The organism is Paracoccus shandongensis (assembly GCF_017315735.1).
In the GTDB taxonomy this organism is placed as follows: Bacteria; Pseudomonadota; Alphaproteobacteria; order Rhodobacterales; family Rhodobacteraceae; genus Paracoccus; species Paracoccus shandongensis.
The window spans coordinates 12,735-30,032 of record NZ_JAFLRK010000021.1 but is presented as its reverse complement, the minus strand read 5'-3'; the positions used below and the strand labels follow the sequence as shown (position 1 = coordinate 30,032).

The 17,298-nt window shown below is 67.1% G+C and carries 16 protein-coding genes; 6 read left to right on the top strand and 10 right to left on the bottom strand.

Going from position 1 to position 17,298, the window contains the following annotated elements; all coding sequences use genetic code 11:
* Positions 1-254: 254 nt before the first annotated feature.
* Positions 255-1,331 (bottom strand): ABC transporter substrate-binding protein, encoded by a 1,077-nt coding sequence (locus JX613_RS13145; RefSeq protein WP_207101916.1) that lies wholly within the window; start codon positions 1,329-1,331, stop codon positions 255-257.
* A gap of 338 nt (positions 1,332-1,669) precedes the next feature.
* Between JX613_RS13145 and JX613_RS20310 the strand changes: the two genes are divergently transcribed.
* Both JX613_RS20310 and gdhA read left to right on the top strand, forming a co-directional pair.
* Complete coding sequence (locus tag JX613_RS20310; RefSeq protein WP_336512303.1) at positions 1,670-1,963, top strand: AmiS/UreI family transporter; 294 nt, start codon at positions 1,670-1,672, stop codon at positions 1,961-1,963.
* Between the two features lie 98 nt (positions 1,964-2,061).
* The gene (gene gdhA, locus JX613_RS13135) at positions 2,062-3,423 is read left to right on the top strand and encodes an NADP-specific glutamate dehydrogenase (RefSeq protein ID WP_207101915.1); all 1,362 of its coding nucleotides are present in this window, start codon (positions 2,062-2,064) and stop codon (positions 3,421-3,423) included.
* A 198-nt stretch (positions 3,424-3,621) separates the two neighbouring features.
* Here gdhA and JX613_RS13130 read toward each other — a convergent pair whose 3' ends face one another.
* The gene (locus tag JX613_RS13130) at positions 3,622-4,860 is read right to left on the bottom strand and encodes an aminopeptidase P family protein (protein WP_207101914.1); all 1,239 of its coding nucleotides are present in this window, start codon (positions 4,858-4,860) and stop codon (positions 3,622-3,624) included.
* A gap of 105 nt (positions 4,861-4,965) precedes the next feature.
* Here JX613_RS13130 and JX613_RS13125 point away from each other — a divergent pair, with 105 nt between their 5' ends.
* Positions 4,966-5,865 (top strand): LysR family transcriptional regulator, encoded by a 900-nt coding sequence (locus tag JX613_RS13125; RefSeq protein WP_207101913.1) that lies wholly within the window; start codon positions 4,966-4,968, stop codon positions 5,863-5,865.
* A 639-nt stretch (positions 5,866-6,504) separates the two neighbouring features.
* On the top strand, positions 6,505-9,174 hold the full coding sequence (locus JX613_RS13120) for a Hint domain-containing protein (RefSeq protein WP_207101912.1): 2,670 nt from the start codon (positions 6,505-6,507) through the stop codon (positions 9,172-9,174).
* A 180-nt stretch (positions 9,175-9,354) separates the two neighbouring features.
* Here JX613_RS13120 and JX613_RS13115 read toward each other — a convergent pair whose 3' ends face one another.
* The 5 genes from JX613_RS13115 to cobU form a co-directional block, all read right to left on the bottom strand.
* On the bottom strand, positions 9,355-9,678 hold the full coding sequence (locus tag JX613_RS13115; protein WP_237168560.1) for an META domain-containing protein: 324 nt from the start codon (positions 9,676-9,678) through the stop codon (positions 9,355-9,357).
* A gap of 109 nt (positions 9,679-9,787) precedes the next feature.
* Positions 9,788-10,081, bottom strand: coding sequence for a hypothetical protein (locus JX613_RS13110; RefSeq protein WP_207101910.1), 294 nt, complete (start codon positions 10,079-10,081; stop codon positions 9,788-9,790).
* A 21-nt stretch (positions 10,082-10,102) separates the two neighbouring features.
* Positions 10,103-10,840 (bottom strand): adenosylcobinamide-GDP ribazoletransferase, encoded by a 738-nt coding sequence (locus JX613_RS13105; RefSeq protein WP_207101909.1) that lies wholly within the window; start codon positions 10,838-10,840, stop codon positions 10,103-10,105.
* Positions 10,837-11,844 carry a nicotinate-nucleotide--dimethylbenzimidazole phosphoribosyltransferase gene (cobT, locus tag JX613_RS13100; RefSeq protein WP_207101908.1) on the bottom strand — a complete coding sequence of 336 codons (1,008 nt, stop codon included), beginning with the start codon at positions 11,842-11,844 and terminating at the stop codon, positions 10,837-10,839. The genes JX613_RS13105 and cobT overlap by 4 nt, the downstream gene beginning before the upstream one ends.
* Positions 11,841-12,344 (bottom strand): bifunctional adenosylcobinamide kinase/adenosylcobinamide-phosphate guanylyltransferase, encoded by a 504-nt coding sequence (gene cobU / locus JX613_RS13095; protein ID WP_207101907.1) that lies wholly within the window; start codon positions 12,342-12,344, stop codon positions 11,841-11,843. Before cobU ends, cobT begins: the two co-directional genes overlap by 4 nt.
* Positions 12,345-12,412: 68 nt before the next feature.
* On the opposite strand from cobU, the gene JX613_RS13090 reads away from it, so the two are divergent.
* Positions 12,413-12,988: a histidine phosphatase family protein gene (locus JX613_RS13090; protein ID WP_207101906.1), complete on the top strand. Its 576-nt coding sequence runs from the start codon at positions 12,413-12,415 to the stop codon at positions 12,986-12,988.
* A 21-nt stretch (positions 12,989-13,009) separates the two neighbouring features.
* Here JX613_RS13090 and JX613_RS13085 read toward each other — a convergent pair whose 3' ends face one another.
* Positions 13,010-13,834 (bottom strand): sugar phosphate isomerase/epimerase family protein, encoded by an 825-nt coding sequence (locus JX613_RS13085; RefSeq protein WP_207101905.1) that lies wholly within the window; start codon positions 13,832-13,834, stop codon positions 13,010-13,012.
* Between the two features lie 158 nt (positions 13,835-13,992).
* On the opposite strand from JX613_RS13085, the gene JX613_RS13080 reads away from it, so the two are divergent.
* Positions 13,993-15,069, top strand: coding sequence for a siderophore-interacting protein (locus JX613_RS13080; protein ID WP_207101904.1), 1,077 nt, complete (start codon positions 13,993-13,995; stop codon positions 15,067-15,069).
* Positions 15,070-15,087: 18 nt separating this feature from the next.
* Here the strand turns inward: JX613_RS13080 and JX613_RS13075 are convergent, their stop codons facing one another.
* Together JX613_RS13075 and JX613_RS13070 are read right to left on the bottom strand one after the other, a co-directional pair.
* Entirely contained in the window at positions 15,088-16,314 is a 1,227-nt protein-coding gene (locus JX613_RS13075; RefSeq protein WP_207101903.1) for an MFS transporter, read from the bottom strand.
* Complete coding sequence (locus JX613_RS13070; protein WP_207101902.1) at positions 16,314-17,174, bottom strand: TonB-dependent receptor domain-containing protein; 861 nt, start codon at positions 17,172-17,174, stop codon at positions 16,314-16,316. Before JX613_RS13070 ends, JX613_RS13075 begins: the two co-directional genes overlap by 1 nt.
* Between the last annotated feature and the right edge of the window lie 124 nt (positions 17,175-17,298).

Sequence of the window (17,298 nt, the reverse complement as noted above, 5' to 3'; positions counted from 1 at the left end):
TTTCCAGCGCGCGCTGGATGCTAGTATGCCATTCCTGTCCCGGCAAGTAGCGCGACATTTCTGGCCAGGCGCACGGCAGTTGAGACGCATTCAGCCCTGCTTTTCCAAGCTCCGAGGGCGAGCCCGATCCGGCGGCTGCACGGTGCTGAGCGGCATCATCCACGTCAAACGGTATGGGCTTCGGGGACAGGATGCTGAGGGCCAGCCCGCCACCACCGGATCAAGGGATGGCCCGAACGCGGTCTGCCTGGCTGTCAGCCAGCCGAAAGCCAGGCGTTGAAACGTTCCGTCAACTCGGCCTCGTGATCCACCCAGAAGTCATAGGACGACCCGAGCGCGTTCTTCATGTTGTCAGGGTTCGTCGGCATGTTGGGCGCCATATCGGTCTTTCCGTCCTGATAAAGGCCTACCAGGGGCGCCGACGACTTGCGGGCCGGACCATAGCTGATCCACTTCGCCTGATCGGCCAGCCGCTGCGTGCCGGTTGCAAAGGCGATGTACTTCAGCGCCGCGTCCTTGTTGGGCGCGCCCTTCGGAATGGCGAACAGGTTGTATTCATAGACCTGTCCGTCCCAGACGATCTCGAACGGGCGGCCTTCGGACACGGCGGCATTGAAAATCCGGCCATTATAGGCGGTGGACAGAACCACTTCTCCGTCGGCGAGAAGCTGCGGCGCCTGTGCTCCGGTTTCCCACCAGACCACGTCCTTCTTGATCGTGTCCAGCTTGGCGAATGCGCGATCTACGCCTTCGGGGGTGGACAGCACGTCATAGACCCGATCGGCCGGGACGCCGTCCCCCATCAGCGCCATTTCCAGCAGCGCCTTGGGCGCCTTCTTCAGGCCGCGCTTGCCGGGAAACCTTGCCGTGTCGAAGAAGTCGGCGATGGTCGTGGGCGGGTTGTCTGGAAAGCGGGTGCGGTCATAGGCATAGACGGTCGAGAAGACAATCGACCCCACCGCGCAGTCGCTGAGACCCTGCGGCAGGAAATCCTGGGTCGCGGGGGTGCCATCCGGGGCAGGGGGCAGGATGGCGGGGTCGATCTCCTCCAGCAGGCCTTCGTCGCACAGGCGGATGGCGTCGGCATATTCGATGTCCACCACATCGGTGGTGACATTTTCCGCCTCGACCTGGGCTTTGACAGGAATGGCGGGGTTGTCGCTGTCGACCGATCTGACGGTGATGCCGGTCTCGGCCGTAAAGGGCTTCTGATATGCCTCGACCTGGCTCTGGCTGTAGGTGCCGCCCCAAGACATGACGGTGATTTCTTCCGCCCTGCTCGCGGTCGCGATCAGGACAAGGGCAGTGCCGAGGATAAGAGATGTCTTCATCGTGGGATCCCGTGCTGGATGTGGAGATGATCAGCCTGTCCATGTCCACATGGTTGGCTGCCTTTTTCCTCAAGCGGAGCGTCCAAACAGCCCTCGTGTCAAAGGACCTTTCCTCATGTCTTGATGAGAAAGGCTCATGCACGGCCCGGTTTTGCGCCATTGGCCCGTTCCGCGCCGCCTGGCGAACGAAACGGCCTGCCCACCACAGGAAAAAATAATTCGGAAGGCCACGGTTTGCCGGTTTTTCGTGCAGACACCGCGAAGACGGCACCGTCGAAATCCCCCTTCTTGAAAGACATTGCAGATGGCACAAGCGGCAGAGGCAGCCAGGCGGGCGGGTGCCCCGGATATCGTTCCTCAACATCGCGGTGGCGGTCATTACCGGAACGGTGATGGGCATGGCCCAGGCAAGCACGCCTGCCACGGTCAAGGCTGCGGCGCTGACCCTGCTGTTCACGATGACGGTCTGGCTGGGCCTGTGCTGGATCTGCTGGGCGGGGCTGTGGTTCTTGTATTTCCTGGTCCTGGCCATCCGGCGGCCGATGGAACGCGCAACGGCAATCGTTACCCTGTCTGGCGGTATCCTGACAGCTTGGCTGCCGGCCCTTGCAATGCTTTATGGCGGTGCATGACCGGCCGGGATCTGATTATTGCACATGACGACAGCATTACATTCTTGATGTGCCTGCGCCGCAGGCTATCAATGCCACAAAATTAGCGGAGAGCAGAAATGGGACAGATCGACAACAAGCTTGAGGGCATTTTCAACGAGGTGATCCGGCGCAACGCCGGAGAGGCCGAGTTTCACCAGGCCGTCCGCGAGGTTCTGGAAAGTCTGGGCCGGGTGGTCGCCAAGCATCCCGAATACCTCGACAAGGCGCTGATCGAGCGGATCTGCGAACCCGAGCGCCAGATCATCTTCCGCGTGCCGTGGACGGACGACAGCAACCAGGTCCGGATCAACCGCGGCTTCCGCGTCCAGTTCAACTCGGCCATGGGCCCCTACAAGGGCGGGCTGCGGTTCCACCCGTCCGTGAATGTCGGGATCATCAAGTTCCTGGGCTTCGAGCAGACCTTCAAGAACGCGCTGACCGGACTGCCCATCGGCGGCGGCAAGGGCGGCTCGGACTTCGATCCGAAAGGCCGCTCGGACGCCGAGGTCATGCGCTTCTGCCAGAGCTTCATGACCGAACTGTATCGCCACCTGGGCGAATACACCGACGTGCCCGCAGGCGACATCGGCGTGGGTGCGCGCGAGATCGGCTATATGTTCGGCCAGTACAAGCGCCTGACCAACCGCTATGAGGCCGGCGTGCTGACCGGCAAGGGCCTGTTCTATGGCGGCTCGCTGGCCCGCAAGGAAGCCACCGGCTATGGCAACACCTACTTCACGCGCGCCATGTTGCAAACCAGTGGCGATGATTTCGACGGAAAGACGGTCGTCGTGTCGGGCTCGGGCAATGTCGCGATCTATACCATCGAGAAGGTCCAGTCCTATGGCGGCAAGGTTGTCGCCTGTTCCGACAGCAGCGGCTATATCGTGGACGAGAACGGTCTTGATCTGGCGCTCGTGAAAGAGATCAAGGAAGTCCGGCGGGGCCGGATTTCGGAATACCTGCGCCTGAAAGGCGAAGGCGGCGGCGTTTATTTCGTCAAGGCGGGCGATGGCTCGATCTGGGATGTTCCCTGTCATGTCGCCATGCCCTCGGCCACGCAGAATGAACTGACCGGCAAGGATGCCAAGCGGCTCATCGAGAACGGCGTGATGGCCGTGGGCGAGGGCGCGAACATGCCCTGCACCCCCGAAGCGATCCGGTCCTTCCATCAGGCGGGCGTCAAGTTCGGCCCCGGCAAGGCGGCCAATGCAGGCGGCGTCGCGACCTCGGCGCTCGAAATGCAGCAGAACGCCTCGCGCGACCGCTGGACCTTTGAAAAGACCGAAAGCCGGCTGGCGGAAATCATGCGCGACATTCATGACAGCTGCTTCGAGACAGCCGAGGAATACGGCGTCCCGGGGGATTACGTGACGGGTGCCAATATCGCAGGCTTCATCCGCGTGGCCGAGCCGATGCTGGCCTTCGGGGTGATCTGATCGTCGGCCCACCGCGATCACACTGAAAAAGCGGCCCTCGGGCCGCTTTTTGCGCTCATCCAGCGGCGCTTCAGTCCTCAGGCGGCCTGCCTGCGGTTTCGCGGCAGGACAGCATGGATGTGGCCCCCGCATATTCGCCAGACGCGGAAAAGCCCTGCACCAGCGGAACCGGCGGGGTTGTCCCGCCGGTTGCTTGTGTCAGGCGGCCTGGGCCTTGCCTGCGTTCCTGACGATCAGGTGGTCCGGTCCATAGGGGAAGCCGGTGATGTTGCGGTTGCCGTTTTCCTCGATCACCAGGATGTCGTGTTCGCGGTATCCGCCCGCGCCGGGCCGGCCCTCGGGGATGGTGATCATCGGCTCCATGCTGACGACCATGCCGGGCTCCAGGACCGTTTCGCAATCCTCGCGCAGTTCCAGGCCAGCCTCGCGGCCATAGTAATGCGACAGGACGCCGAAGCTGTGGCCATAGCCGAAGCTGCGGTATTGCAACAGGTTCTCGGCCGCATACATCTCGTTCAGTTCGGCGGCGATGTCCGCGCATTTCGCGCCGGGCACCAGCAGTTCCTTGCCGCGGTCATGGACCTTACAGTTGAACTCCCACAGGCGGATGTGTTCGTCGCTGGCTTCCTCGGCAAACAGGGTGCGTTCCAGGGCGACGTAATAGCCCGCGACCATCGGGAAGCAGTTCAAGGACAGGATGTCGCCGCGTTCGATCCTGCGCGAGGTGACGGGGTTGTGGGCGCCGTCGGTGTTGATCCCGGACTGGAACCAGGTCCAGGTGTCCAGCAACTCGGCCTCGGGCCAGGTCCGGGCGATCTCGCGCACCATGGTGGCGGTCGAATGCAGCGCCACCTCGTGTTCGGGGACGCCCACGGCGGCAGCCTCGACGCAGGCCGCGCCGCCGACATCGGCGATGCGGGCCATCTCGGTGATATGGGCGATCTCCTCGGCCGACTTGATCATGCGCAGGCGCATGGCAGGCGCGGCGATGTCCACGAACGCGACGCCCGGGAATTCAGCCTTCAGCAGGGCCAGCAGGTCGATGGTGACGTGGTCGAACTCGACCCCGATGCGCTTGGCCTTGCCGATGATCTGGCGGATGGCATGAAAGTAGTTATCCTTCTGCCAGTCGGTATAGGTCAGGTTCCTGCCCCCGAAGGTGCGCCGCCAAGGTTGGCCGCCGTCAATGCCCGCGCTGATCGAGGTGGCATGGTCCTGATCGACAAAGAAGCCATAGCGCCGCCCGAACTGGCAATACATGAAGTCGGCGTAATAGTTGATGTTGTGATAGGACGTGAACAGCGCCGCATCGACACCCGTGTCGGCCATGTGCTTGCGGATCGCGCGCAACCGGCGTTGCATCTCGGCATCCGAAAAGGTGCCCTTGGCCTTTTCGCCGTTTCCGACAAAGTTCTGAAGTCTTTCGCGTTGCGTCATGGAGCCCTCTTGGCATGATCTTTCCTGAAGGATGACGCGGGACTTTGCAGCAATCAAACGAGCATTTATAACGTTTCGATTAGCTTTGCTCATGTTGTGCGCGCCATGCCCCAGCCACCCCTGAATGCCCTGCGCGTCTTCGAGGCGGTCGCCCGGACCGGCAGCTTCCGTGCGGCAGCCGAAAGCCTGTGCGTCACGCAATCCGCGGTCAGCCACCAGATCAAGCATCTGGAGGATTGGCTTGGCTTGCCCCTGTTCGACCGCGGCGGGCGGGCACCCCGGCTGCTGCCGCGCGGCACCGCCCTGGCGCGTGACCTGACCACGGCCTTCGACGGCATCGACGCGGCCTGCCGCCGCGCCGGGCCTGCCTCACCGGATGGCGTGGTCGTGGTGGCGGCGATCCCGTCGGTGGCGGTCTGCTGGCTGATCCCGCGCCTGCCCCGGTTCCGCGCGTTGCACCCCGAGATCCAGTTGCGGGTCATCTATGCCCATCACGGCCACGAGATCGACTTCGCCACGACCGACGTGGCCTTCACCTTTGCCGACGCCCGTCCCCAGGGCGACGGCATCCTGTCCAAGCCGTTCCTGTCCGGCCGCAGCGTGCCGGTGGGCAGCCCGGCGCTGATCGGCACGCGTCCGGCCGAACCGTCTGCCGAATGGCTGGTCAAGACCGGGCTGCTGCATGACACCGATTTGTCGGGCTGGAAGACCTGGCTGGTCCGGGCGGGCCAGGCGGTGCCAGACCGTCTGCCCGGCGCCATCTTCGAGGATTTCAACCTGCTGCGCGCTGCCGCCCTGGCCGGGCAGGGGGTGGCCTTGTGTTCGCTGGCGATGATCGGGCCAGACCTTGCGGAAGGGCGCCTCGTGCAGCTGTCAGAGGTATCGGTTCTGGAGGAGTTCGACTATTACCTGACCCAATCCAGCCTGACGCCGCGCGACAGCGGCCGCCGCAAGGCGCGGCAGGCGTTCCTGTCCTGGATCGAGCAGGAGCGGGGGGCCGGATAGGGCAAGGGGCCGGCGCAGGTTGCCGGACCCACGGCGGCGGCTTCACCGCCGGGGCATGTCTCAAGCGTGGGGCCTCACGCGGGATGGCAGAGGTGGTGATAGGGATTGCCAGGCCAGACGGTCGCTGCAGGCTCCATTCTGAATGCCCCAGTCCTGCGGCTTTGCGACCATCCGTTCCGTAACCGACGTCATGGCAAGGTGCCGGAGAAGGCGGCGGATCAGCCGGGCTTGTGCGGCTGATGGGCCAGTCCCGGGCAAGCAGGAAGTCGCAGAAGACCGGCAAATCGGTCAAACGGATCCTTGACGGCACGGCGCCGTGCTGGCAACCCTGCGTTGAATACATTGCGTGCAGCTAGCGATTCGGGCTTTTTTGCGGGCCTGGCAGTCTGATGAAGATGCATGAGAGATCCTGGCTTGTCTCTGCGCCCTGCGGGGCGATCGTTGTCTGCGTGCAGAACCCTGGATCCACGGCAGGACGACAAGCATGCACCCCCCTCTTCCAGGCAGGACTGGCGCCCTGATCCTGACAGTCGGTCCAGCCTGATCGGCTTGCCCTTGCGCCCTCATCTTCAGTCAGCCTTCGGCTAAAGGCCTCAGGGCTTTTCCAGATCCGAACGCATTCACCGGAAAGAATTTGCCATGCCCACAGGATACTTGGTCACCCTTGGCGCCGACAACGCCTTGTGGTTCGGCGACGGCGTCGCAACCAGCGGCACCAGCTTCACCACATCCAGCACCATCGGCGCGGGCACGATCCGGGCGAGCGGTTCGCAGGCGGGCGAGGCGTTCACCAACCGCGACCTGGACGGGACCTTCCAGACCGGCAGCGACAACCGGCTTTACTTCGTGCCCACCTCGTCGGACGTGACGATCACCGGGGCAACCGTGGTGGTCTCGCCCGGCTACAACACGAACCTGACGAACGGGACGGGGGGGGCCGATAGCCTGGGCGGCAATGCCGCGCCCCAGACGATCGACGGTCTTGCCGGCGATGACACCATCACCGGCGGGAGCACAAGCAACGCGAGCGTGCTTGCCGGAGGAGAGGCCGACATCGACGTTCTCAAGGGCGGCGCGGGCAATGATTCGCTTTATGGCCAGGGTGGCTGGGACCGCCTGCAGGGCGGCGCGGGCAACGATTACCTGGTGGGCGGCGCGGGCACCGACATCGCCGACCTTTCCGATGGAACGGCGGGCGTCAATGTTCAACTGGCAGGCGGGCGCTACAGCGTCAACCTGAACGGGGCGGGTCTCGGCACGGACAGCTTCGAGGGGGTCGACGGGGTGATCGGCACCACCTTCAACGACACGCTGGTCGGCACGGACGGCGATGGCGAGGACCAGGACGGGTCGGTCTATACCAACTATCTCGACGGGGGTGCCGGCAATGACTCGCTCGACGGTCGGACCGGCTCGGACCTCTTGTTCGGCGGCACCGGCAACGACACGCTGATCGGCGGCCTCTGGGACGGGGACGAGGGGATCCAGTTCCAGGCAGGCGGCCAGAGCAGGCCCTTCGGCACCATCGACGACCGCCTTCATGGCGGGACGGGCAACGATGTCATCCATGGCGATGACAGCCTGGGCACCAGCACGCAGGGCGGCAACGACTCCATCGACGGCGGCGACGGCGACGACACCATCGTGGCAGGGGCGGGGGACGACACCGTCTTTGGCGGCGCGGGCATCGACACGATCACGGGCGGCGCGGGTGCCGACAGCATCTTCGGCGGGACGGGCCGCGACACCATCGACGCGGGCGCGGGCAACGACACCGTCTCGGGCGGGGCGGATGCCGACACGATCCAGCTGAACGGCGCCTTCGGCACCGACAGCATCATCGGCGGCGAGACCACCACGGCGGGCGGCGCCGATTTCGACACGCTGGACGCGGGAAGCATCTCCACCCCGGTCAACGTGACCTTCACCAACGAGGCCGGCACGCTTGCCAGCGGCGGCAACACCGCCACCTTCAGCGAGATCGAGAACGTCACCACCGGCGCGGGCGCCGACACGGTCAACGCCAGCGCAAACACCGGCGCCGCGACCTTCACCACCGGCGCGGGCGCCGACACCATCACCGGCGGCACCGGGTCCGAGACGATCAGCGCGGGCACGGGCGACGACGTGGTCAATGCCGGGGGCGGCGCGGACCGCGTGGACGCGGGCGAGGGCAACGACACGGTCGCGGGGGGCGCGGGCGCGGATACGATCGCGGGCGGCGAGGGCGCCGACACGCTGGACGGGGGCGCGGACAACGACTCGCTTCTGGGCGGCGAGGGCAATGACAGCCTTCTTGGCGGCGACGGCCTGGATACGCTGTCGGGCGGCACGGGCGACGATATCCTGGATGGGGGCGCGGGGGCCGACACGCTGACCGGCGGCCTGGGCCGCGACACCCTTGTCGCGGGCGACGGCGACCTGGTCACCGACTTCAACACCGGCGCGGATCAGGCCAACCGCGATTTCATCGACCTGTCGGGCTTTTACAACGACAGGAACCTGGCCATCTGGAACGCCGCCAATCCCGGCCAGCACTATGCCACGGCGCTTGGCTGGCTGCGCGCCGACCAGGCGGACGGGCGGCTGGATTTCCTGAGCGGCCAGAACGGCCTGCCCAAGCTGGACATGGTCCTGCAGAACGCGGGCGGGGCGGTGGACGCAAGCGCCCTGGACCAATCGAACACGGGCGTGGTCTGCTTCGGGGCGGATGCGCTGATCCTGACCGACCGCGGCCCGGTCGCGGCGGGCAGCCTTCAGGTGGGCGATCTGGTGATGACCCGCGACGCGGGCCTGCAGCCGATCCGCTGGATCGGCAGGCGCGTCCTGGACCGGGCGGGCCTTGAGGCCGCGCCGAACCTGCGCCCGATCCGCATCGCCGCGGGGGCCCTGGGCAAGGGCGTCCCCGAGGCCGACCTGATCGTCTCGCCCCAGCACCGCGTCCTGATCCGCTCGCGCATCGCGCAAAAGATGTTCGGCGCAGGCGAGGTGCTGGTCGCGGCCAGGCAGCTTCTGCTGGTCGAGGGGATCGACATCGCCACGGATCTGGAGGCGGTCACCTATGTCCATTTCCTGTTCGACGATCACCAGGTGGTCTGGTCCAACGGCGCCGAGACCGAGTCGCTGCATCCGGGCCGGCAGGCGCTGAGCATGGTGGGCCAGGCCGCGCGCGAGGAGATCTTCGCGCTGTTCCCCGACCTGCGCGACGCGGACAGCGCCCGCCCCGGCGCAAGGCCCATGGCCTCGGGCCGCATGGGCCGCAAGCTGGCCATGCGCCACGCCCAGAACAGCAAGCCCCTGGTGGCGTGACAGGGCGGCAACGGCGAAAAGGAAAAGGACCGGCTCAAGGGCCGGTCTTTTCGGACCGATGCAGGCAATCGACCGTGCATCAACCGGACCAATTGGCGGGTGGCGCAGGCCTTGGTCCCACAGGCGAAAGTGCTGGTGGGCCCAAGCGCAGGCTCAGGGAAGCGGATTACCCGTCAGGCGTCAGCGGCGCGCGATGATCTGTTTTCCGGCTTCGCGGCCAAGAACAAGCGCGCCGCTTTCGTCGATGCGATATGTATCGACGGCTTGCAGAAGACCCATCATCTTCTGCTCCTGCTCCATCAACTCGGGCGGGCACATCATCATTGTCGTTCCGCCCGGGGTGATGCTGATTTCGCTGCCCCGCACGGTATAGCTTGCGACCAAACGGTTGCAGCTTGCATTGCCAGAGACTTGACCATCTTCGCTGAACAGCAAGGTCGCAGGCGATCCTGTAACAACGTTCTGGCCGCCAAGACTCACGACCTTCCATTCTCCTTCCTGCAGCCGAGCTTTGGATGCCCTTCGCCAAGTGGTTCGGACTCATCTGCAAGGCAGCCGGCAAGCAGAAAGGAGGAGGCCATGGCAAAGACGGAAATCGAGCGATACATATCTGTTATTCCTTGTGCATTTCCGGCGATCTGGATGGGTGCCAGGACTTGAGAACACAAGTCAAATTACAGGGAGCCCGTTTCTCATCCACCTGGCAAAGGTGTTTTGAACTTGCTGTCCGAATCAGCGGCAGGGCAGGCTGCAGTTCGCGGGCGGCTCGTCGTCCTGGCGCATGGGCCTCGTGTTCCTTCACCAGCTTCCGCTGGCGGGTGCGCTCGGCCCGGTCCGCCTTCTGCCGCTCCTCTTTCCGCAGATTTCCGACGGGGATCTGGTTGATGGCGAAGGCTGCCGGGGCCACGGCCCTCCTTTTGCGGCAAGCTCAGCGGCCTGCGCCAAGCGTCAGCAGCAGGCCGATCTCGGCAGCCTGCTGGCCCGCGCCCAGCACGTCGCCGGTCTGCCCGCCGATCTTCTGGCGGGCGACAAGCGCCAGGGCGGTGACGGCAAGGGCTGCGAAGACCAGCGCGGCCGCGCCCTGCGGCACGACCAGCATCGGCAACCCTCCGATCAGAGCCGCCAGCAGGACGGCCCTTATTCCCACGGTCCCGCCTTGCGCGCCCAGGCCATCGGCACGGGCGGCCGGCAACCCCGCCATCAGGACGACCGGCGCCACACGGCTTGCCATGGCGACGGCGACCACGGCGGCCACGGCCTGCGCCTCGGCCAAGGCGGCCAGTCCCAGCCAGCGCAGGCCCAGCGTCAGGACCAGCCCGACCGTGCCATAGCTGCCGATCCGGCTGTCGCGCATGATCTGAAGCCGCCGTTCGCGCGTGGCCCCGCCCCAGAAGCCGTCGCAGATGTCGGCAAGCCCGTCCTCGTGCAGGGCGCCCGTCGCCATCACCTGCGCGCCAAGGGCCAGCCCGCCCGCGATCAGGGGCGACAGACCCGCCGCCAGCGCGGCCCACATCACCGCGCCCGCGATCAGGCCGACCGGCAGCCCGGCCAGCGGAAAGGCCCAGGCTGCCGCGCCAAGCGGCGGAACGGGATCGCGCAGGCGCCCAAAGGGCACCCGCGTCAGAAGGATGACCGCCAGCCGCGCCTCGGCAAGCCGCCGCCTCATGCCCCGGCGACCCCGGCATCGGCAAAGGTCGCCATGCCGTTGTGGCAGGCAAGCGCCGCGCGCACGATCCCGAGCGCCAGCGCCGCCCCCGAGCCTTCCCCCAGACGCATGTCGAAATCGAGGATGGCGGTCCTGCCCATGGCCGCAAGCAGCTTGCGGTGGCCTGGCTCGAGCGACAGGTGGCCGACAAGGCAGTGGTCAAGCAGGCGCGGATCCGCCGCGAACAGGGGCGCCACGGCGGCGGTGCAGATGAAGCCGTCAAGGATCACCGGGATGCGCGCCGCGCGCGCCGCAAGGACCGCGCCGCAGATCGCGGCCTGCTCGCGCCCGCCCAGGGCGGCAAGGGTTTCCAGCGGCGGACGGCCCCGGTGACGCGCAAGGCCGCGCGTGATCGCGTCGATCTTGCGCTGCAGGCCCGCATCGTCCGAGCCGGTGCCCCGGCCAACCCAATCCGCGACCTCGCCCCCGAACAGCGCGGCGCAAAGGGCCGCCGAGACGGTCGAGTTGCCGATGCCCATCTCGCCCAGGGTCAGGATGTCGGCCTGCGGATCGACGGCCGCAGAGCCACGGTTCATGGCCTCCAGCACCTCGGGCCCGGTCATCGCCGGGCCGGTGGTGAAGTCGGCGGTCGGGCGGTCAAGGTCCAGCGCGATCACCGACAGGGCGGCGCCGTTCACGCGGCAAAGCTGGTTGATCGCAGCACCCCCGGCCCGGAAGTTCGCCACCATCTGCGCCGTCACCTCTTGCGGGAAGGGGTTCACGCCCTGCGCGCAGAGCCCGTGGTTGCCCGCAAAGACCAGGGCCTGCGCCCGCTCGGCCCGGGGCCGCTCGGTCCCCTGCCATGCGGCCATGAACAGCGCGATTTCTTCCAGCCGGCCGAGCGAGCCGGGCGGCTTTGTCAGGCTGTCCTGCCGGCGCGCGGCGGCGGCGCGGGCGGCCTTGTCGGCGACGGGCAGGGTATCGGCCAGGGCGGCGACTTGGGACAGGGATTCAAGGCGCATCATTTCACTTTCACGGGAAGGCCGCAGACGGCCAGGATGACTTCGTCCGCCCTTTGCGCGACCTGCTGGTTCAGCAGGCCCGCCGCATCGCGGAACAGCCGGGCAAGCCGGTTCTCGGGCACGATCCCGGCGCCGACCTCGTTCGTCACCAGCACCACGGGCGAGGCCTGCGCGCCAAGCGTCCCGATCAGCCGCGCGGCCTCGGCCTGCCAGTCGCGTTCGGCCAGGATCAGGTTCGTCAGCCACAAGGTCAGGCAGTCCACCAGCCGCGGCGTTCCGTCGGTCAGCCCAAGCGCCCCGCACAGGTCGAGCGGCTCGGCATGGGTCTGCCACGCGGTCCCGCGCCGGGCCCGGTGACGCGCGATCCGTTCCTCCATCTCGGCGTCGAGGGCTTGCGCGGTCGCGATATAGACGGCAGGGCTGCCGAGCGAGAGCGTCCGGCTTTCCGCGATGGCGCTTTTTCCAGACCGCGCCCCGCCCGTTACAAGGATGATCGAACCCATGGAGATCCTGTCTTTGCCTGACCGGCATCTAATCACGGCGCGGCCGCTGACTGAAGGGGCGACGCGGGATGGCTGAGGGACAGGGCGCGGACATCATCCTGATCCGCCACGCGCCCGTCGCCGGAAAGGGGCAGCTTGCGGGCCGCCTCGACCTGCCGGCGGATGTGTCGGATGCGGCAAGGATCGCGGCCGTTGCCGCACGCCTGCCCGGGACTGCGCGGCTGATCAGCTCTCCGGCGCGGCGCTGCCTGATGACGGCAGACGCCCTGTTTTCCGGCCCGACGGCAAGGCTGGACGACAGGCTGTGGGAACAGCACTTCGGAGATTGGGAGGGACTGAGCCATGCGGACCTTCCCGATCTGGGCCTTCTCGATCCCGAGGCGCTGGCCGACCATCGCCCGCCGAACGGCGAAAGCTTTCGGGAAGCTTGCGCCCGCACTGTTCCCGCCCTGCTGGACCTGGCGGCCCGGCCGGGGGTCCATGTCGTGACCGCCCATGCGGGCACGGTCCGCGCGGCGCTTGCCCATGCCACGGGATCGGTGGCCGGGGCCTTGTCCTTCCAGGTCGCGCCCTTGTCGCTGTCGCGTTTCCACATCGGCCCCCAGGGGCACTGGTCCGTGGCCGAGGTCAACTGGCAACCCTGAACGCGAACCCCGGGGCCGCGCCTATCGGGCCAGCCCCAGGTCCCGCAGCCGGGCGATCGAGGCGGGAACGCCCGCCTTGTCGCTCAGTTCAAGGATCAGGCGCGGCATCCGGGGCGCTTCGGACAGCGCCCGGAACACGGCCGCCCAGGGGATCGAGCCGTCGCCCACGCGCCAATGCCGGTCCGCATTGCCGTCGCCGTCATGCAGATGCACGTGCTGCAGCAGGTCGCCCGCGCGGCGGATGAAGAAATCCACCGGAGGCGCCTGGCCCACCCCGTTCATGAAATGGGCGTGCCCCGTATCGACCGACAGGGCCACGGCCCTGGATTCGAAGCTGCGCACCAGGTCGGCGCGGATGTCGGGATCCTTGTCCTGCACATTCTCGATCACCACCGTCACGCCCAGGGCCTCGGCGCGCGCGACCGCCGGGCGCAGGCAGGCATGGCAGTTCGCGATGATCCACTCATGGGCCGAGCGCCAGGCGAAATGATCCAGGTTGTGGTGGTCCCACAGCGTATAGGGCGAATGGATGACCATCTGCGACGCCCCGAGGAAGGCGCAGACATCCAGCGCCTGGTCCATGCGGCGGGCCACGATGGCCTGCACGTCGGGGTCGGGGTTCGAGATGTCGAGGCCCCAGAACGGCCCGTGGATGCCAAGACGCCCCCCATGCCCGCGCAGCACGGCGCGCGCTTCCCGGGCCAGGGGCCTCCAGTCCCCTCCAAGCACATCGGCCATGAAGAAATCATGCAGCTCGATGTCGCGCGGCGCATCGTGCAGCAGCGCGGGATTGGCCTTCAGGTCGGAAACCTGCGCCGCCAGGCCGAGAAGGGGAAGCTCCGACATTCATGCTCCGTCATCCGCTTTGCCGTTCCATAGTCGATGGCGCAGGGCTTGGACAGGTTGCAAGCAGCCCGGAAAGTCTGGCTGCCGGCGTTGTCCTGGGTTACACAAGCCCCAGCCACGCCTTGCGCAGCCAGAAACCCTCTGCACCCGAGATCCCGATGCTGCACGCGAAGACCCGGCTTGACCATCCTCAAGGCGCCACCGCCATGTTCCGCTTCGCGGCGGATCACCCGGAATACATCACGGGAACCGAGGCGGGCCCCTGGCGGATGCAGCTTCCCCTGGGCGGTTTCGACGTGCGCCGGGACGGTGCGGCGCTTCTTGTCGAGGCGACAGGGGTCAACCCCATCGGCCTCAGCTACATGAAGCTGATCTTCGTGGATCACATCCGCGAATATCTGGCCGAGGAGGTGGAGCTTCACTGGCAGGGCGACGGCCAGTCCCATGGCGTTCCGCCCTTCTTCCGCGAGGTCCGCGTCACGGCCACGCGCCGCCTGACGCCGTCGATGCAGCGGGTGACCTTCGCTGTCCCCGACCTGCATGACCTGCCCCTGGACGAGCTTCACGTCCGCCTGCTTCTGCCCCCCACGGATCGCCCGGCGAACCTGCCGCCGGTATGGCCGATGCTGACGGCCAGCGGCGCATTAAGCTTTCCGACCGGAGCCGATGCCTTGCTGGTGCGCGTCTATACCATCCGCCATGTCGATCCGGCGCGCGGCGAGGTCGAAATCGACTTCGTGCTTCATCCGACCGCCGAGAGATCTGCCGGTGGCTGGGCCGCGACCTGCCGTCCGGGCGATGTCGCGGGTCTGCTGGGTCCGGGCGGCGGGGCGATCCCGCAGGCGCCACGGGTGCTGTTGCTGGGCGACGAGACGGCGCTGCCGGCCATCGCCCGGATGCTGGAGGCCGCCTTGCCCGGCACCCTCTGCGAGGCGATCATCGAGGTGGACGGTCCCGGGGACGAACAAGATCTGGCCGGCCCGGTCGAATGGCTGCATCGGCGCGGCGCCGCGCCCGGCACCACGCGGCTTCTGGTCGAGGCGCTGGCCCGGCGGCAGCCGTCCGACGACCTTTACGTCTGGGCCGGATGCGAGTTCGACGCGTTCCGCGACATCCGCCGCCACATCCGTTCGGTCTGGAAGCTGCCGCGCGACCGGCACATGGCCGCAGCCTATTGGCGGCGCGGCGTGGCGGGCGAGATGGCGGAAGAGCCGCACCACACATCGGCCGCCTGAAGGCAGGCGGCACCGTTCTTACGCCGCCCTTGCCGGGGGCTGCGTCTTCACCAGCCATTGCAGCATCAGGACTGCCAGAACGGGCAGGACGGCGGCAAGACCGAAGAAGACGCCATAGCCCCCCTGCTGCGCCACGATCCCTGCGACAAGCCCCAGGGCCATGCTGAGCGCGCCATCGAGGCACTGGAACAGGGTGAAGTCCACGCCGCCCTGTCCTGGATCCGACCACCGCATGAACTGGGCATAAAGCGCGGTGAAGCCGATGGCCGACAGCGCCGATCCCGACAACAGCGCGGCCGCGACCGGCAGGGCGGGCGGCAGCGCCACCCCGGCCCCGCTCAGCGCCAGGCACAGCATCAGGATGGCCTGGGACACCAGCGCGCCGATCATGGTGGTCCGCACCCCCCACCGCTGGACCGCCGCCCCGCCCAGCAGCGCCCCCAAAAGCCCCAGAACCAGGCTGCCGAAGCCGTTGAGCAGGCCCACCGCCGCCAAGGGAATGCCCCTGTCGATCAGGAACGGCCCCAGCATGCCCAGGGACAGCTTCTGGGCGACGACAAAGATGGCCGTCAGCATCAGGCCCTTCCGGATGTCGCGCCGGGCCAGCGCGCGGCGCAGGCTGGGACGCGCACCTGCTGCCGGAGATAAGGCGGACCCCCGCGCCGTCAGGGCGAACCAGACAAGCAGGACAGCCACCAGTCCGGCCATGAACCAGACAGCCCCCGTCCAGCCGATCCGCGCGACCACCACAAGAAGAAGCCCCGCGCCGATGGCCGATCCGACATAGGCGCCGCCGACCTGCGCGGCATTGCCCCAGCCGTGCCCGCTGCGGGCAAGGGCGCCGACCGCATGGCCGTCAACGACGATATCGGCGGTTGCCGTGGCGAAGGCCACCGCCATCAGGCAGGCCAGCGCAGGCAGCAACGGCACCAGGCCGACGGCCCCGGCGGACAGCAGGCCCAGAACGGCGACCAGGCCGAACGGCAGCACCAGCATGGCGCTGCGGGGCGGGCGGCCGGGCGGCAACCGCCACCGTTCGATCACCGGCGACCACAGCACCTTCAGCGCCCAGGGCGCAATCAGCAGGGACAGAAGGCCGATCCGGTCCAGGGGCAGGCCCTGGTCGCGCAGCACGGCGGGCAGCCCGCCCCAGGTCAGGCCGCCGATCACGCTTTGCGCGACATAGGCGGCCCACAGGCCGGACAGGATCGCCGCCTGTCCTGGCTGCCCCGCACCCTGCGCCATCAGAAGCGGCGGCTCAGGCTTGCCGTCCAGGTGCGGCCCTCGTCGCGATAGCAGTATCCGGCGGTGCAGGTCTGCTTTTGCTGGTCGAACAGGTTCTTGATGTTCACCTGCATCTCGACCCCCGGCAGCCCTGCCGGCTGGTAGCTGACGCCAAGGTCCACGAAGACGCGATCGTCGTTGGTGATGGCATTGGCATCGTCGCCATGGCTTTCGCCCACATAGCGCAGGCCCGCCGCCAGCCCGAGGCCCGCCGCCGGACCCGACTGGATGTCATGCTTGCCCCAAAGCGAAAGCGTGTCGTTCGGAACGCCCGACAGCTCGTTGCCCACGGTTCCCGCCGCGCCCTTCTCGATCCTGACGCGCTGGTGGGCATAGCTGGCGATCACCCCCCAGCCATTGTCCCAGTTCGCCTGCGCCTCCAGTTCAAAGCCCCGGCTGTTCAGGTCCAGCTGGCGCTGCCGGTTCTCGCCGGTCGAGACATCCAGCACGGTGCCATCGCGCTGATCGATGTCGAAGACGGCGGCGGACAGCAGCAGGTTCGTGCCTTCGGGGGCGTATTTCAGGCCGATCTCGCGCTGCGTGGACTGCGTGGGGCGCGCTGCCCGCTGCGTGCTGTCGTCGGCCGGATCGTCATAAACGAAGCCGATGTTGGGCGCGAACGAGGTCGAAACGCTGCCATAGACCATGACGCCGTTGCTCCAGTCATGGCTCAGCGCCAGGCGCCCGGAACGGCCGGTGTCGTCCTGGGTGCCTGTCGAACGGTCGGCAGCCGTCGTGGTCGTCTCGACCCTGTCCCAGCGGGCACTGGCGAAGGCCTGCCAGTTGCCCCACTGCATCTGGTCATGCAGGTAGATGCCCAAGTGTCACATCCCGGATGATCGCATGGACCCCTCGCCGGTCTGCATTGTTCATGGCACGATTGATCCTGCGCGATGTTCGTGAGGGGGTGGGAGCATGCTGATCTCTCTGCACAAGCAGGCCACC

Coding starts and splice junctions, on each gene's coding strand:
- JX613_RS13075 (WP_207101903.1), bottom strand. CDS start 16,314: ATGGCGCAGGGTGCGGGGCAGCCAGGACAGGCGGCGATCCTGTCCGGC.
- JX613_RS13080 (WP_207101904.1), top strand. CDS start 13,993: ATGCTGCACGCGAAGACCCGGCTTGACCATCCTCAAGGCGCCACCGCC.
- JX613_RS13105 (WP_207101909.1), bottom strand. CDS start 10,840: ATGAGGCGGCGGCTTGCCGAGGCGCGGCTGGCGGTCATCCTTCTGACG.
- JX613_RS13120 (WP_207101912.1), top strand. CDS start 6,505: ATGCCCACAGGATACTTGGTCACCCTTGGCGCCGACAACGCCTTGTGG.
- JX613_RS13085 (WP_207101905.1), bottom strand. CDS start 13,834: ATGTCGGAGCTTCCCCTTCTCGGCCTGGCGGCGCAGGTTTCCGACCTG.
- JX613_RS13130 (WP_207101914.1), bottom strand. CDS start 4,860: ATGACGCAACGCGAAAGACTTCAGAACTTTGTCGGAAACGGCGAAAAG.
- gdhA (WP_207101915.1), top strand. CDS start 2,062: ATGGGACAGATCGACAACAAGCTTGAGGGCATTTTCAACGAGGTGATC.
- JX613_RS13125 (WP_207101913.1), top strand. CDS start 4,966: ATGCCCCAGCCACCCCTGAATGCCCTGCGCGTCTTCGAGGCGGTCGCC.
- cobT (WP_207101908.1), bottom strand. CDS start 11,844: ATGATGCGCCTTGAATCCCTGTCCCAAGTCGCCGCCCTGGCCGATACC.
- JX613_RS13145 (WP_207101916.1), bottom strand. CDS start 1,331: ATGAAGACATCTCTTATCCTCGGCACTGCCCTTGTCCTGATCGCGACC.
- JX613_RS13090 (WP_207101906.1), top strand. CDS start 12,413: ATGGCTGAGGGACAGGGCGCGGACATCATCCTGATCCGCCACGCGCCC.
- cobU (WP_207101907.1), bottom strand. CDS start 12,344: ATGGGTTCGATCATCCTTGTAACGGGCGGGGCGCGGTCTGGAAAAAGC.